The sequence below is a fragment of the Nocardia sp. NBC_01377 genome, from assembly GCF_045040005.1.
GTDB classification, from domain to species: domain Bacteria; phylum Actinomycetota; class Actinomycetes; order Mycobacteriales; family Mycobacteriaceae; genus Nocardia; species Nocardia noduli.
This window is the reverse complement of sequence record NZ_CP109566.1, coordinates 1,552,659-1,569,931: the sequence shown is the minus strand read 5'-3', so window position 1 is coordinate 1,569,931 and position 17,273 is coordinate 1,552,659. Positions and strand designations below refer to the sequence as shown.

Sequence of the window (17,273 nt, the reverse complement as noted above, 5' to 3'; positions counted from 1 at the left end):
ACGACGTCGGTGTGGTGGAGGTAGCGTGAAACCGGTGCGGCTCTCGCGAGCCGCGCAACGGTTCAATCGACTGCCCCGGTTCCTCAAACCGCGGACGCTGCTGCCAGCACCGGATTCACACAAGCCTGTCGAAAAACCTCGGCGGCCTTGGAGTTCGGTGGTCCGCCTAATACTGCAACGGCACTCGGCGCTCAGGTAAGTGGATGTCCGCGTCGCCGGTAGTGGCTGAGGCGGGCTTGGTGCTGGCGTCGTCGTCGCCAGGTCGACCATGACCAGATGTGATCGGCGGCATGGCGTGGGGTGAGGACGAACGCGATGAGCAGGCGGCGGATCTCCGGTAGCGTGAGAGCGATCATGCCCTCGTCGAGGTCACTGGTTCCCCTTTTGCAGCAAGGGTTTTCGACGCGGCGAGCCATGCCAGGGCGAGCATCGACAGGGTGATGTGGGCGTGCCAGGCCCGCCAGCTGCGGACTTGGTAGTGATCGAGTCCGGCTTCCCCTTGGCCTGCTGGAACGCCTCTTCCACATGCCAGCGTGACCCGGCCGTCCAGGCCAGATCGACCAGCCGGGCGGTGGCGGGGCCGTAACAGATGTAGTAGGCGATCTCGAGTTCGCCTCTGCTGTTGGGTGTGAGCGAACGTCGCGCCAGCAGCCAGTGTCCTCGCCCGGCGGCCCAGGTGCCCTCGATTTGGCGGCGCGCCCAGTCGTATTCGCGCGGTCCGTGCGCGCCGGCGCCGACCGAGAGCCGCTGCCAGGTGCGGCCGCCGAACTCGGCGACCAGATCATCGGCGCGCGCGACACGGTCGGCGCGGGTGGCCATCTGGTGGTCGCAGCGGGTGGCCATCACGTAGAACACGTCGTGGTCTTCGCACCAGTCCCGTAGGTAACCGGCCTGCCCGTAGGCCTCATCGGCGGTGAACCACCCGAACGGCACCTTCGCGGCCAACGCGCGTTCGAGCATGGCGATCATCAGCCGGGGTTTGGTGGCGAACTCGACCTCGTCGGGAATCCCAGCGTCGCGGCAACGCTCGCGATCGCTGGTCCACGACTCGGGAACATAGAGTTCCCGATCGATCAGCGCGTGCCCCTGCTTCGACGCGTACGCCAGGAACACCCCGATCTGACAGTTCTCCGTACGCCCGGCTGTGCCCGAGTATTGGCGTTGCACCCCAGCAGATTTGGTGCCCTTCTTCAAGAACCCGGTCTCGTCACCGGCCAGCACAGCGTCAGGGTCGCCGAGGTGTTCGACCACGTAGTCCCGCACATCGTCACGCACCCCCTCGACATCCCAATCGGCTTTGCGCAGCAGCCGCTGCATCCCGTCCGGGCACCCCTCACCAGCGCGTTCGGCCAGAGTCCACCCGTTCTTGCGTTCCAAACCGGCCAGCAGGCCCGACACGTACTCCCGCGCCCGCTGCCGCGGCTCGGACCGCGCGAACCGGGAACCTATCCGAGACATCAACGAATCCAACTCGGCCACAACACGATCCAACACCACATGCCAGATCTACCAGCACACACTCAACCGAGTGCCGTTGCAGTACTAACTCATGGGCAATAGCTGGCTTCGTCGCCTGTCGCCGGTGTCTGGAGACGGTGCGCACATCTTGATTCGCTACCCCACCTGGCGGCTCCGCGATCTCCTCCGGCCCGTTGGCCAAGGCCGTCGGCCCGGAATACGATGTTTTCTCGATGCAATACCCAGGTCGGCAAGACAGAAGACTCGAACCTCTCCTGGGAAGTATCGCTGATCCTGTCGATGGCCTGCTCCCAGAGCTGATGGAAACGGTTGGTGGGCGCAACTTCTCGTTGTTCGGACGCAGCATGGGTTCGGTCGTGGCCTTCGAGACATGTCGGCGACTCGAACGACACACCGAAGCGCGACCTCGGATGCTTCCGATCGACGTGCGCCCTCTGCGGCGATCCCGGGAGTTGACGGCGCTCACTGAATTTCCCCGCTGAGGCTCACCGAAATTCCCCATTTGTCCGTGTGGCTCCGCCGTGAAGGGCGGGCCTCCTCCAATGCTGATGGTTACCACACCTGACCAGCGCTTTCGATCGGAGGAGGCCCGCTTTTCCATGTTGACACGTGAGGAAGATGTGGAAATCAGTGCCCTACGCGCCCGAGGCTGGACGATCTCCCAGATCGCCCGCCATACCGGTCGTGACCGTAAGACGATTCGAGCTTATCTGGCCGGGGAACGCACCCCAGGGATACGGAAACGGCATCTACCGGACCCGTTCGAACCGTTCCTCGACTACGTGAGCGCCCGCCTGACCGAGGACCCGCACTTGTGGGCGCAGACGTTGATGGACGAGCTCGAGCCCCTCGGTTTCCCGTTGTCGTATCAGTCGCTGACACGCAACATCCGCGCCCGCGAACTGCGGCCGGTCTGCCAGGCCTGTCGGACCGCGACCGAACGCCCCAACGCGGTCATCCCGCATCCACCGGGTGGTGAAACCCAATGGGACTGGGTCGATCTGCCGAATCCGCCCGCCTCCTGGGGGTGGGGCGCCAACGCGCACCTGCTGGTCGGGTCACTGGCCCACTCGGGCCGCTGGCGCGGCTATCTCGCACCATCGACCGACCAGCCACACCTGATCGAAGGGCTCGACCGCGTCGCTCGCGGTCTGGGCGGGGTGACAGGGTCGTGGCGGTTCGACCGCATGTCCACGGTCTGCCATCCCTCCAGCGGTCAGCTCACCGCATCGTTCGCCGCGGTCGCGAAATATTACGCCGTGGTTCCGGTGATCTGCCCGCCCCGGAGCGGGAACCGCAAAGGCGTGGTCGAGAAAGCTAATCACACTGCCGCGCAACGCTGGTGGCGCACACTCGCCGACGAAACAACCGTCGAGCAAGCCCAAACAGGGCTGGACAAGTTCTGTTCGCTGCGCGGTGACACCCGGCTTCGGCCGACCGCCGACGGACGCGCCAGCGTCGCGACCGTCGCCGCCAGGGAACCGTTGCGACCGTTACCCGCCGAACCCTATCCGGCGATCCTCGCCGAACCTCGGGTCGCCTCGCGGCAGGCGATGATCTCCTGGCGCGGCAACCGCTACTCGGTGCCACCGGAACTGGCGTCGGCGACCGTTGTCGTCGCACAACCGCTGCGCGGCAACCACATCGACATCGCCACCACCGGCGGCATCGTGATCGCCCGCCATCAACGCGCCGCCGACGGCCTGGGCGCCACGGTCCGCGACCACGGCCACGTCGTCGCACTCGACGCCACCGCGATGGCCGCGGCCAACACCAGCCGACCCCACCGCCGCAAGCAACGCATCCCACCCGGCGCCACTGCCAGAGCCGCCGCCGCGGCGTTACGAGCCACCGCCGACCCCTCGAACGCCGCGACGGCTGCCGCCGATGCCACCCTCACCGATCTGGCCGCCTACGAGCGCGCCGCCACCGCCAGGAGCCGCAAATGAGCGCCCCCGCGCCGAAGAAGACAGCCCGCCGCACCACCAAAGCCGTCGGCGCCGACGAGACCGCGACCCGCTACCAACAACTGCGATCACATCTGGCCACTCTGAAGCTGCATGCCGCCGCCGAAGCACTGCCCTCGGTCCTGGACGACGCCACCACACAGAACCTTTCGGCCACAGCGACACTGGAGAAGCTGTTACGGATCGAGGTCGATGACACCGAAGCCCGGCGCCTGGCCGGACGGCTGCGGTTCGCGAACCTACCCACCCCGGCCTCGCTATCCAATTTCGACGTCGACGCCGCCTCCGGCATCGACCGACCACTACTCGACGAACTCGACACCTGCCGCTACCTCGAAACCGCCACCAACGTTCTACTCATCGGCACCCCCGGCACCGGAAAAACACACCTGGCGACCGGCCTCGCCCGCGCGGCCGCGCACGCCGGCTACCGCACCTACTTCACCACCGCCGCCGACCTCGCCGCCCGCTGCCACCGCGCAGCGATCGAGGGCCGCTGGGCCACCACCATGCGCTTCTACGCCGGCCCCGCCCTGCTCGTCATCGACGAACTCGGCTACCTACCCCTCCCCGCCGAAGCCGCCTCCGCGTTGTTTCAGGTTGTCTCGCAACGATATTTGAAAACCTCGATCGCGATCACCACCAACCGCGGCGTCGGCTCCTGGGGCGAAATCCTCGGCGACAACACCGTCGCCGCCGCCCTACTCGACCGACTCCTACACCGGTCCATGGTCATCAACCTCGACGGCGACTCCTACCGACTCCGCGACCACCAAGCCACCGCCGACCACCTCCGCCGAGCCACCACCGGCAACCGCCAACCCCTATAATCGACACCGCTCACGGGCGAGGAATTTCGGCGAGCACAGGTGGGGAATTTCGGCGAGCGCCGTCAGAGTGCGTAGACATCTGTTGAGCGATAGGGAACTCGCCACGCATCTGGTGGAGTTCGGTGGTGCACCATCGGCGCTGCTGGAGAATCCGGAGTTCCGCGCGTTTATCCTGTCGACCGTCAGGAACGACTACTGGGCTATCGAGACCTACCGTTGCGGGCATCGACGACAAGATCGACAGCCGAATCGTCGCGATGGTTGGCGATCACGATCCCGACGCGAGCTTCGAACAGATGCAGCGGTGGGGCTCGCACCTCCGGCGGCTTCCTACTGAAGTCCTTTCCGGGCGGGCACTTCTTCATCGACGCGAATCGCCAACCGACCAGTCGAGTGATCCGCGATACTCGCATGCTATTGAAGTGAGCCGTAGCGACTGGGTGAGCCACTCGCCCGCCCGGTCGCATGTGATTGCTCCAGTGTCCGGTTCTCGAATAGTGGCGGGTCTCGATCGCCGCGCCGACTGGCTACGAAATCGATCTCCACATCGCGGGGGATTCGCAGACCCGGCCTGCCACCCAACCTTGCAGCGGTGTGGAGAGTCTCATCGGGATCGGCCTCGCCGTGCTGCCCGGTTTTCTGCGCGGACGCCCACTGCGCGTCCGCTACTGGATCACACCGTCCAGAACGCCCGATTCAGCTCCGACCACCCTCCCGACGGTCGGCTACCGAGCATCTCAACGCTGACCCGATCCACTGCATTTCGCGCATCGGCGTCGTCCTGCGGCCACCGTCCTACAACGTCTTTCGGATACCGCGCTGAGCCTCATCGGAAACGATCGAATGTCATGCATCCTTCCTGGCGAGGATCTGGCCGAACGTGTCGAAGTCCGCACCGCGTCGGCCCCTTCACGGCCTTGGGTCGTGGAGGGGCCGATTGAGCAGATCGCCGAATGCGCGTTTCCGCCGCCCAACGTTCATGTTCCACGAGCGGCACGCCTACGTTCCTGTCGTCCTGCCCCGGATACGTTCGAATCACATGCCGGGTCGCTCCGAGATCATCGTTAGCCAATCGTCAACGATTCGTGCGGCAGATTCGGAATCATCGGACATGATCGAAAAATGATCCGCTTCGATAGTACGCACCTCATGAAATTCATTCCAGGGTTCCGCCAATGTTTGCGCGCCGTCACCTACATCAGAATTTCCGTAACCAGTAGATGAAGTAAGGCATTTCACAAAAAGCACGCTTGTATCTATGGGTCCATTATGGAACTCCGGCAGCATCTCGAACCATGTCGCTACCGCGGTCAATCGAGAATCATCAAACCCTCCGAATGCTTGCTCCTCACTCAGCGTGAATTGCACCATAGCTTCGAGAGGGAATTCGATTCGACCGCCTTCCACATTGAAGCTATCCATCAGGAGAACACCTTGCAGACCCATCTCGCCGCTCTTCGACAACAGGTGGTCGGCGATCGCATAGGCGACATTGCCGCCCGTGGACACTCCACCCAGAACAAACGGCTGGTTACCGACAACTCTTCCGACAGCCGTGGCCATCGCCTCTATGGCCGCCGATGGCGAATCGGGTAGAGACTCATCGGATTTGAACCCTGGCAATGGAACCGCCGTAACTTTACGTTTGCCGCCAAACGCGGAGGCGAACCGCACGTACTGTTGAACCCCCCCGGTAAGCACGGGCGAACATATCAGAACGATTTGCGGCGCATTTGAGCCGTCACTAAGCGAGGCCGTCGTCACCGGCACCTCAGCGGAGCCGGAAAGGGCAGTCCGTAGTCGCGCTGCAGAACGCAGGAGGTGCATACCTTCGCGAGCGCGCCCCGCGAGTACCGCTCTCTTGAACCAACCGTACAACGTCTCTTTCCCTGCGCCATCCGACATCGAGAGATCCGAAGCGGTTCCATTGTTCCCGGATTCGCTTTTCGCTCCATCGATGTCCCGTCGAGAATTCAGCTCCGAGAGGATATATCTCGCCAAGGATTTGGCGTTGTCGAAATAGAATACAGCCTCGATCGGCAACTTCAGATTGGTCGCCGAGTTCAGAAGGTTCCTCACCTCCAAGGCCGCGAGGGAATCGAACCCCAAGTTCGCGAACGGCGTATCGGTGATTGCATCTGGCTCATATCCCAGAATCTTCCCGACCGAATTGGTAACCAGTCCTGTCAGTAGCGCCTCCTGCTGACCCTCGTCGAGGCCATTCAGACGATCGAGCAAGTCGCTGACTCTTTGGTCACCGCCGCGGCGTCTGCGAGGTTTCGTAGTCAGCGTGGAGCGGTCCAGGCGCGCCGCGACCACGGCCGGTTCGTCGCCGGTGATCGCGGTGTCGAACCAGGCCAGGCCCTGCTCGGTCGACAACCCCAGCACACCGCTACGGCTCATCCGGTCGAGGTCGGCATGGTCCAGGGCTCCGGTCATCCCGGTGTCGGAGTCCCACAGGCCCCACGCGATCGAGGTCGCGGGCAACCCGTGCGCTCGCCGGTGGGTGGCCAGTCCGTCGAGGAACGCGTTGGCCGCCGCGTAGTTGCCCTGTCCCGGCGCACCCAGCACACCCGCGATCGAGGAGAACAGGACGAACATCGCCAGATCCTTGTCCCGGGTCAGTTCGTGCAGATGCGCGGCGGCGTCGAGTTTGGGCGCGAACACCCTCGCCATCCGGTCCGGGGTCAGTGACGCGATCACGCCGTCGTCGAGCACGCCCGCGGCGTGCACCACACCGGCCAACGGGAAGTCCTCGGGTACCGCGGCCAGCAGCCGGGTCACCTCGTCACGACGCGACACATCACACGCCACGACCCGTACCGTCGCGCCCAGCCCGGTCAACTCCGCCACCAACTGCTCGGCGCCGGCCGCGTCCATGCCCGAGCGACTGGCCAACACCAGCGATCCGACACCGTGTTCGAGGACCAGATGCCGAGCCAGCACCGCACCCAGACCACCGGTACCACCGGTCACCACCACCGTCCCCGAACCCGACACACCCGCCGAATCCGAGTCGGTCCGTTCCGACCCGGTCGATGCGGTCTCGGGCAGGCGTACCAGTCGGGCCGCGTGCAGGATCCCGTCACGGACCACGACCTGTGGTTCGCCCGATGCCACAGCCGCCGCGACCATCCCGATCCCGACTCCGGTGTCGATCCCGGAATCGGTGTCGAGCAACACGACCCGGCCCGGGTCCTCGGACTGCGCCGAACGAACCAAACCCCACACCGTGGTAGCGCCCAGATCGGTGGGCGCCTCCCCAGTCGCACCGACCGCGCCACGCGTGAGCACGACCAACGTGCTCGACGCGAACCTGTTCGAGATCAGCCAGGCCTGCACCGCGACCAACACCTCACACGCCAACACATGCGCACGAGCCACCACACCGGTGTCGGTGTCGGTGTCGGTGAGGTCGAGGACCACGATCGAAGGCATATCGCCGGGGGCGTCATCAAGCCGGTCGGTGAACGCCCGGGCTCCGGTGAACACCTCCACGGCCTCGGTGCTCGCGGTCGAGCCGAGCGCGAGTTGTCCGGTCGTGAGTGGGTTCCAGCGCACGACGTGCAGAGGGTCGCTGGTCGTGGCGGCGACCAACTGTGCGGGGTCGACGGTGCGTGTGACCAGGGACCCGACCGTGAGCACGGGCTGGCCGGTGGTGTCGGTGACCAGGATCGACACACCGTCGGAGCCGTCGGTGGCGGGACGGATACGGGCTCGTACCGCGCCGGCGCCCTCGGCGTGCAGAGCCACCTGCAGCCACGAGAACGGCAACCCGAGACCGGTGCCGGTGTCGGTGTGGGGATCTCGGATCGTGTCGAACGCCACCGCGTGCAACACCGAGTCCAGCAACGCCGGGTGCATCCCGTAACGGGACCCGTCTCCCCCGGTCTCGGGCAACACCGCCTCGACGAACAACTCCTCCCCACGCCGCCACACCGACCGCAAACCTTGGAACACCGGCCCGTACCCGTAGCCGTGATCGAGCAGGAACTCGTAGGCATCGGTCGCATCGACCGCGATCGCCTCGTGCGGCGGCCACACCGCCAACTCGTTGTCGTGATGTCCCAGATCGTCTGCCCGATCACCGATCAGGCCTTGGGCGTGCATCACCCATTCCCCGGACCCGTCGCGACCGTCCAACCGCGAGTGCACCGACACCGCCCGGTCACCGGATTCGTCGGGACCCGACACCACGATCTGTAGCTGGACCCCACCGGTGGCCGACACCACCAACGGCGTGAGCAGGGTCAGCTCACGCAGTACCGCGCAACCCACCTCGTCACCGGCACGCAGCACCATCTCCACGAAACCGGTACCCGGCACCAACACCACACCACCCACGGCATGATCGGCCAGCCACGGATGCGTCGACAACGACAACCGCCCGGTCAACACCACCCCGTCGGTCTCGGGCAAGACCAGCACCGCCCCGATCAACGGATGATCGGCACCCGACAACCCCAACGACACCGCATCGGTGCCACCGGTGGTGGCCGCGTCGAGCCAGTACCGTCGGCGTTGGAACGCATACGAGGGCAACGACACTCGCTTCGCACCGGGGTAGAGCGTGGTCCAGTCGACCGCGACCCCGGAGGTCTCCAGTCGTGCCAGCGTCATCGACAAGGTCGAGGCTTCGTCGCGCCCCTTGCCCAGCACCGCGGTCACGGTCGTTTCCACCGGCGATACCGCCGGTTGTCCCGCGTCACCGATGGCGGTGTGGTGGTGTTCGAGGCAGCGATCGATCAGAACGCTGAGCCCACCATCGGGACCGGCCACGACATAGGTGTCGACTCCCGACGCGCGCAGGGTGTCGACACCGTCGCCGAACCGGACCGCTTCCCGCACGTGCCGCACCCAGTACTCGACCGTGCCGGCACGCTCACCCACGAGCCGCCCGTCCAGGTTCGACACCCACGCGATGGTGGGGTCGGTGAAGGAGATCGTGGCCAGGACCGCCGCGAACTCCTCCAACATCGGAGCCATCAACACCGAATGGAACGCATGCGAGACCGGCAGCCGGTTCACCCGCCGCCCGGCCTCACCCAACCGTGTCACGACCCGCTCGACCGCGATGGTGGTGCCGGAGACCACGACCGCGTTCGGGGCGTTGACCGCCGCGATCTCCACACCGTCCTCCAGCAGCGCGGTGACCTCGGCCTCGGTGGCCTGCACCGCGACCATCACCCCACCCTCGGGCAGAGCCTGCATCAACCGGCCCCGCGCGGCGACCAGACGCGCGGCATCGGACAGGGTCAACGCCCCGGCCACATGCGCGGCCACGATCTCACCGACCGAATGCCCGATCAGATGATCCGGACGCAGCCCATGACTCTCGAGCAACCGCGCCACCGCCACACCCACCACGAACAACCCACCCTGCGCATACAGGGTCCGACTCAACACCGCCTCGTCCTCACCCCACACCACCTCCCGCAACCCCACACCAGCACCCACCCCGGCAGGGCTCCCGCCGGCAGCGGTCAAAGCCTCCTCGAACGCGGTGACGGCCTCGTCGAACGCGGCCCGGAACACCGGAAACACCTCGTACAGACCCCGACCCATCCCCGTCCACTGCGCGCCCTGACCCGGGAACACCCACACCGTTTTCCCCACCGCACGCACCACACCCGACACCACACTCGCGGAAGGAGTGTTCTCCACCAGCGCGTCCAGGCCCGCGACCAACTCCGCGGTATCGGTGCCGGTAACGACCGCCCGATGCTCGAACCGCGACCGCGACAACAACGACCAGGCCACATCGCCCGGCACCGACTCCGGACGCACCGACACCCACTCCCGCAACCGGGACGCCTGAGCCAGCAACGCCTCACGACTACGACCCGACACCACCCACGACACCACACCCGAACCGGTGTCGGAATCACCGCCGGCATCGGTGTGACTGTGGTTGTGATCCGTACCGTCGTGGCCGGTGACGCGCGGTTCGTCGGCCCGCTCAGGGATTTCGGGTGCTTGTTCGAGGATGACGTGGGCGTTGGTGCCACTGACACCGAAGGAGGACACCCCCGCCCGACGCGGACGACCCCGCCGCGTGGTCCATTCACGGTCCTCGGTCAACAGTCGGACCTGCCCGGCGTCCCAGTCCACGTGCGAGGACGGCGCGTCCACATGCAACGTCCGGGGCATCAGGCCGCGACGCATCGACTCGACCATCTTGATCACCCCGGCCATACCGGCCGCGGCCTGGGTGTGACCGATGTTGGACTTGATCGACCCCAACCACAACGGATCGTCCGCGGGCCGGTCCTGACCGTAAGTGCCCAACAAGGCCTGGGCCTCGATCGGATCACCCAACCGGGTCCCGGTGCCGTGCGCCTCGACCACGTCGACCTCGGTAGCCGCGACCCCGGCGTTGGCCAACGCCTGCCGGATCACCCGACGCTGCGAGGGACCGTTCGGCGCGGTCAACCCGTTACTGGCACCGTCCTGATTGACCGCGGTACCCCGCACCACCGCCAACACCTCGTGCCCACGACGACGCGCCTCCGACAACCGCTCCACCAACAGCACACCCACACCCTCGGCCCAACCCACACCGTCAGCGGCCTCGGCGAAGGATTTGCATCGCCCGTCCGAGGACAGTCCGCGCTGGCGTGAGAAATCCACGAACGTCGCGGGTGTCGACATCACCGTGACACCGCCGACCAGTGCCATCGCGCATTCGCCCGCGCGTACCGCGGCCACCGCCTGATGCAACGCGACCAGCGAGGACGAGCAGGCGGTGTCGATCGACACCGCCGGGCCCTCCAACCCCAGCACATACGACACACGACCCGACACCACGCTGGCCAGGGATCCGGTCAACAGGTATCCCTCCGCCCCGGAATCCTCACCACCACCGAACAGTGCGTAGCGTGCGTCGCCGACGCCCATGAAGACGCCGGTGTTGCTGCCGCGCAACGTCTCCGGGGCGATCCCGGCGTGTTCCAGGGCCTCCCACACCGTCTCGAGCAACAGCCGCTGCTGGGGATCCATCGCGAGCGCCTCACGCGGGCTGATCCCGAAGAATCCCGCGTCGAACTCGCCCGCCTCGTAGAGGAACCCACCACTACGGGTGTAGGACTTACCCGCCACCCCAGGTTCGGGATCGAACAGTCCCTCCACGTCCCAGCCACGGTCCGCCGGGAAGTCGGCGATCGCGTCCCGTCCCGCGGCCACCACGTCCCACAGCGAATCCGGCGAGGACACCCCACCCGGGAACCGGCACCCCATACCCACGATCGCCACCGGCTCCGACACCGACGATTGCAGTTTTCTCTTCTCTGCTTTCAGAACCGCGTTGTCACGCGCCGAAATCCGTAGCGCTTCAGTAAGTTTGTCAATCGAGACAGACATAACCATGATCCTTATCGAGAACTTACGCTATTTTGAATGACGTGCTTAATCAAGCTTTCAGAGTCCATCGAATCTACGAGATCATAGTCCATTTCTTCAGTTGGATACCACTCTTCGATATCGACAGTCAATTCGAGCAAGGAAGTCAGTATTCCTTTTTCTCGAAGCACACTTAACGGCACGGATGCGAGACGACGACGAATCTCTCCCTCATCGATATCACTGAAACTTTCCGCGTTCGGGTTTATTTGTTGTTGGATGTGTTGGGCGAGTGTGTGGGCTGTGGGGTAGTCGTAGACCGTGGTCGCCGGGAGGCGGAGTCCGGTCGCGGTGTTGAGTCGGTTGCGGGTCTCGACCGCGGTGAGGGAGTCGAATCCCAGTTCCTGGAAGTTGCGTTCGGGGTCGATCGCGTCGGGCCCGTCGTGTCCCAGGACGACCGCGACCTGGGCGCGGATCGTGTCGAGGATGAGCTGGAACTGTTCGGCTGCCGTCAGTCCCTCGATCCGTGCCCGGAGTCCGTCGTGACCGCCGGTGGTATCGGTGACCGCGAGGCGACGCGTGGGTGGGGCCAGTTCACCCAGCAACGGTGCCACCGCCCCGGCACGCGCTCGTGCCGCCAGCACCGACCGGTCCAGGCGCGCCGCGACCACGGCCGGTTCGTCGCCGGTGATCGCGGTGTCGAACCAGGCCAGGCCCTGCTCGGTCGACAACCCCAGCACACCGCTACGGCTCATCCGGTCGAGGTCGGCATGGTCCAGGGCTCCGGTCATCCCGGTGTCGGAGTCCCACAGGCCCCACGCGATCGAGGTCGCGGGCAACCCGTGCGCTCGCCGGTGGGTGGCCAGTCCGTCGAGGAACGCGTTGGCCGCCGCGTAGTTGCCCTGTCCCGGCGCACCCAGCACACCCGCGATCGAGGAGAACAGGACGAACATCGCCAGATCCTTGTCCCGGGTCAGTTCGTGCAGATGCGCGGCGGCGTCGAGTTTGGGCGCGAACACCCTCGCCATCCGGTCCGGGGTCAGTGACGCGATCACGCCGTCGTCGAGCACGCCCGCGGCGTGCACCACACCGGCCAACGGGAAGTCCTCGGGTACCGCGGCCAGCAGCCGGGTCACCTCGTCACGACGCGACACATCACACGCCACGACCCGTACCGTCGCGCCCAGCCCGGTCAACTCCGCCACCAACTGCTCGGCGCCGGCCGCGTCCATGCCCGAGCGACTGGCCAACACCAGCGATCCGACACCGTGTTCGAGGACCAGATGCCGAGCCAGCACCGCACCCAGACCACCGGTACCACCGGTCACCACCACCGTCCCCGAACCCGACACACCCGCCGAATCCGAGTCGGTCCGTTCCGACCCGGTCGATGCGGTCTCGGGCAGGCGTACCAGTCGGGCCGCGTGCAGGATCCCGTCACGGACCACGACCTGTGGTTCGCCCGATGCCACAGCCGCCGCGACCATCCCGATCCCGACTCCGGTGTCGATCCCGGAATCGGTGTCGAGCAACACGACCCGGCCCGGGTCCTCGGACTGCGCCGAACGAACCAAACCCCACACCGTGGTAGCGCCCAGATCGGTGGGCGCCTCCCCAGTCGCACCGACCGCGCCACGCGTGAGCACGACCAACGTGCTCGACGCGAACCTGTTCGAGATCAGCCAGGCCTGCACCGCGACCAACACCTCACACGCCAACACATGCGCACGAGCCACCACACCGGTGTCGGTGTCGGTGTCGGTGAGGTCGAGGACCACGATCGAAGGCATATCGCCGGGGGCGTCATCAAGCCGGTCGGTGAACGCCCGGGCTCCGGTGAACACCTCCACGGCCTCGGTGCTCGCGGTCGAGCCGAGCGCGAGTTGTCCGGTCGTGAGTGGGTTCCAGCGCACGACGTGCAGAGGGTCGCTGGTCGTGGCGGCGACCAACTGTGCGGGGTCGACGGTGCGTGTGACCAGGGACCCGACCGTGAGCACGGGCTGGCCGGTGGTGTCGGTGACCAGGATCGACACACCGTCGGAGCCGTCGGTGGCGGGACGGATACGGGCTCGTACCGCGCCGGCGCCCTCGGCGTGCAGAGCCACCTGCAGCCACGAGAACGGCAACCCGAGACCGGTGCCGGTGTCGGTGTGGGGATCTCGGATCGTGTCGAACGCCACCGCGTGCAACACCGAGTCCAGCAACGCCGGGTGCATCCCGTAACGGGACCCGTCTCCCCCGGTCTCGGGCAACACCGCCTCGACGAACAACTCCTCCCCACGCCGCCACACCGACCGCAAACCTTGGAACACCGGCCCGTACCCGTAGCCGTGATCGAGCAGGAACTCGTAGGCATCGGTCGCATCGACCGCGATCGCCTCGTGCGGCGGCCACACCGCCAACTCGTTGTCGTGATGTCCCAGATCGTCTGCCCGATCACCGATCAGGCCTTGGGCGTGCATCACCCATTCCCCGGACCCGTCGCGACCGTCCAACCGCGAGTGCACCGACACCGCCCGGTCACCGGATTCGTCGGGACCCGACACCACGATCTGTAGCTGGACCCCACCGGTGGCCGACACCACCAACGGCGTGAGCAGGGTCAGCTCACGCAGTACCGCGCAACCCACCTCGTCACCGGCACGCAGCACCATCTCCACGAAACCGGTACCCGGCACCAACACCACACCACCCACGGCATGATCGGCCAGCCACGGATGCGTCGACAACGACAACCGCCCGGTCAACACCACCCCGTCGGTCTCGGGCAAGACCAGCACCGCCCCGATCAACGGATGATCGGCACCCGACAACCCCAACGACACCGCATCGGTGCCACCGGTGGTGGCCGCGTCGAGCCAGTACCGTCGGCGTTGGAACGCATACGAGGGCAACGACACTCGCTTCGCACCGGGGTAGAGCGTGGTCCAGTCGACCGCGACCCCGGAGGTCTCCAGTCGTGCCAGCGTCATCGACAAGGTCGAGGCTTCGTCGCGCCCCTTGCCCAGCACCGCGGTCACGGTCGTTTCCACCGGCGATACCGCCGGTTGTCCCGCGTCACCGATGGCGGTGTGGTGGTGTTCGAGGCAGCGATCGATCAGAACGCTGAGCCCACCATCGGGACCGGCCACGACATAGGTGTCGACTCCCGACGCGCGCAGGGTGTCGACACCGTCGCCGAACCGGACCGCTTCCCGCGCGTGCCGCACCCAGTACTCGACCGTGCCGGCACGCTCACCCACGAGCCGCCCGTCCAGGTTCGACACCCACGCGATGGTGGGGTCGGTGAAGGAGATCGTGGCCAGGACCGCCGCGAACTCCTCCAACATCGGAGCCATCAACACCGAATGGAACGCATGCGAGACCGGCAGCCGGTTCACCCGCCGCCCGGCCTCACCCAACCGTGTCACGACCCGCTCGACCGCGATGGTGGTGCCGGAGACCACGACCGCGTTCGGGGCGTTGACCGCCGCGATCTCCACACCGTCCTCCAGCAGCGCGGTGACCTCGGCCTCGGTGGCCTGCACCGCGACCATCACCCCACCCTCGGGCAGAGCCTGCATCAACCGGCCCCGCGCGGCGACCAGACGCGCGGCATCGGACAGGGTCAACGCCCCGGCCACATGCGCGGCCACGATCTCACCGACCGAATGCCCGATCAGATGATCCGGACGCAGCCCATGACTCTCGAGCAACCGCGCCACCGCCACACCCACCACGAACAACCCACCCTGCGCATACAGGGTCCGACTCAACACCGCCTCGTCCTCACCCCACACCACCTCCCGCAACCCCACACCAGCACCCACCCCGGCAGGGCTCCCGCCGGCAGCGGTCAAAGCCTCCTCGAACGCGGTGACGGCCTCGTCGAACGCGGCCCGGAACACCGGAAACACCTCGTACAGACCCCGACCCATCCCCGTCCACTGCGCGCCCTGCCCCGGGAACACCCACACCGTTTTCCCCACCGCACGCACCACACCCGACACCACACTCGCGGAAGGAGTGTTCTCCACCAGCGCGTCCAGGCCCGCGACCAACTCCGCGGTATCGGTGCCGGTAACGACCGCCCGATGCTCGAACCGCGACCGCGACAACAACGACCAGGCCACATCGCCCGGCACCGACTCCGGACGCACCGACACCCACTCCCGCAACCGGGACACCTGAGCCAGCAACGCCTCACGACTACGACCCGACACCACCCACGACACCACACCCGAACCGGTGTCGGAATCACCGCCGGCATCGGTGTGACTGTGGTTGTGATCCGTACCGTCGTGGCCGGTGACGCGCGGTTCGTCGGCCCGCTCAGGGATTTCGGGTGCTTGTTCGAGGATGACGTGGGCGTTGGTGCCACTGACACCGAAGGAGGACACCCCCGCCCGACGCGGACGACCCCGCCGCGTGGTCCATTCACGGTCCTCGGTCAACAGTCGGACCTGCCCGGCGTCCCAGTCCACGTGCGAGGACGGCGCGTCCACATGCAACGTCCGGGGCATCAGGCCGCGACGCATCGACTCGACCATCTTGATCACCCCGGCCATACCGGCCGCGGCCTGGGTGTGACCGATGTTGGACTTGATCGACCCCAACCACAACGGATCGTCCGCGGGCCGGTCCTGACCGTAAGTGCCCAACAAGGCCTGGGCCTCGATCGGATCACCCAACCGGGTCCCGGTGCCGTGCGCCTCGACCACGTCGACCTCGGTAGCCGCGACCCCGGCGTTGGCCAACGCCTGCCGGATCACCCGACGCTGCGAGGGACCGTTCGGCGCGGTCAACCCGTTACTGGCACCGTCCTGATTGACCGCGGTACCCCGCACCACCGCCAACACCTCGTGCCCACGACGACGCGCCTCCGACAACCGCTCCACCAACAGCACACCCACACCCTCGGCTAGCCCGGTCCCATCAGCGGCCTCGGCGAAGGATTTGCATCGCCCGTCCGCGGACAACCCCCTCTGCCGCGAGAACTCCAGATAAGTACCCGGCCTCGACATCACCGTGATCCCGCCGACCAGTGCCATCGCGCATTCGCCCGCGCGTACCGCGGCCACCGCCTGATGCAACGCGACCAGCGAGGACGAGCAGGCGGTGTCGATCGACACCGCCGGGCCCTCCAACCCCAGCACATACGACACACGACCCGACACCACCGCGCCGGCCGCCTCGCTACCGGGATAGTCGTGATACATCACGCCGGTGAACACGCCGGTGTTGCTGCCACGCAACGTCTCCGGGGCGATCCCGGCGTGTTCCAGGGCCTCCCACACCGTCTCGAGCAACAGCCGCTGCTGGGGATCCATCGCGAGCGCCTCACGCGGGCTGATCCCGAAGAATCCCGCGTCGAACTCGCCCGCCTCGTAGAGGAACCCACCACTACGGGTGTAGGACTTACCCGCCACCCCGGGTTCGGGATCGAACAGTCCCTCCACGTCCCAGCCACGGTCCGCCGGGAAGTCGGCGATCGCGTCCCGTCCCGCGGCCACCAACTCCCACAACGCATCCGGCGAGGACACCCCACCCGGGAACCGACACCCCATACCCACGATCGCCACCGGCTCCGACAACTTGCCGCTCTCGAACCGGAGCTCTTCAACCTCTAGCGCAGATATACGCAACGCTTCGACAAGACGCGTTCGTGAATTATCCATAA

At 66.4% G+C, this 17,273-nt stretch carries 5 protein-coding genes and 2 pseudogenes; 3 read left to right on the top strand and 4 right to left on the bottom strand.

The window, feature by feature from the left end; all coding sequences use genetic code 11:
• Window positions 1–191: 191 nt before the first annotated feature.
• The gene (locus tag OG225_RS06920) at window positions 192–356 is read right to left on the bottom strand and encodes a hypothetical protein (protein ID WP_405178874.1); all 165 of its coding nucleotides are present in this window, start codon (window positions 354–356) and stop codon (window positions 192–194) included.
• Window positions 353–1,497, bottom strand: a pseudogene (locus OG225_RS06915) (IS701 family transposase). Before OG225_RS06915 ends, OG225_RS06920 begins: the two are co-directional and overlap by 4 nt.
• Window positions 1,498–1,652: 155 nt before the next feature.
• On the opposite strand from OG225_RS06915, the gene OG225_RS06910 reads away from it, so the two are divergent.
• The 3 genes from OG225_RS06910 to istB all read left to right on the top strand — a co-directional run bounded on the left by OG225_RS06910 (window position 1,653) and on the right by istB (window position 4,276).
• Window positions 1,653–1,961 (top strand): thioesterase II family protein, encoded by a 309-nt coding sequence (locus tag OG225_RS06910; protein ID WP_405180898.1) that lies wholly within the window; start codon window positions 1,653–1,655, stop codon window positions 1,959–1,961.
• A gap of 117 nt (window positions 1,962–2,078) precedes the next feature.
• The gene (locus OG225_RS06905; RefSeq protein ID WP_331758426.1) at window positions 2,079–3,428 is read left to right on the top strand and encodes a Mu transposase domain-containing protein; all 1,350 of its coding nucleotides are present in this window, start codon (window positions 2,079–2,081) and stop codon (window positions 3,426–3,428) included.
• Entirely contained in the window at window positions 3,425–4,276 is an 852-nt protein-coding gene (gene istB, locus OG225_RS06900; RefSeq protein WP_331758428.1) for an IS21-like element helper ATPase IstB, read from the top strand. Before OG225_RS06905 ends, istB begins: the two co-directional genes overlap by 4 nt.
• 1,035 nt (window positions 4,277–5,311) lie before the next feature.
• Here the strand turns inward: istB and OG225_RS06895 are convergent.
• Both OG225_RS06895 and OG225_RS06890 read right to left on the bottom strand, forming a co-directional pair.
• A pseudogene (locus tag OG225_RS06895) lies at window positions 5,312–11,551 on the bottom strand (type I polyketide synthase); the annotation flags it as partial.
• Window positions 11,552–11,646: 95 nt separating this feature from the next.
• Window positions 11,647–17,271 (bottom strand): type I polyketide synthase, encoded by a 5,625-nt coding sequence (locus tag OG225_RS06890; RefSeq protein ID WP_405180897.1) that lies wholly within the window; start codon window positions 17,269–17,271, stop codon window positions 11,647–11,649.
• Window positions 17,272–17,273: the final 2 nt, after the last annotated feature.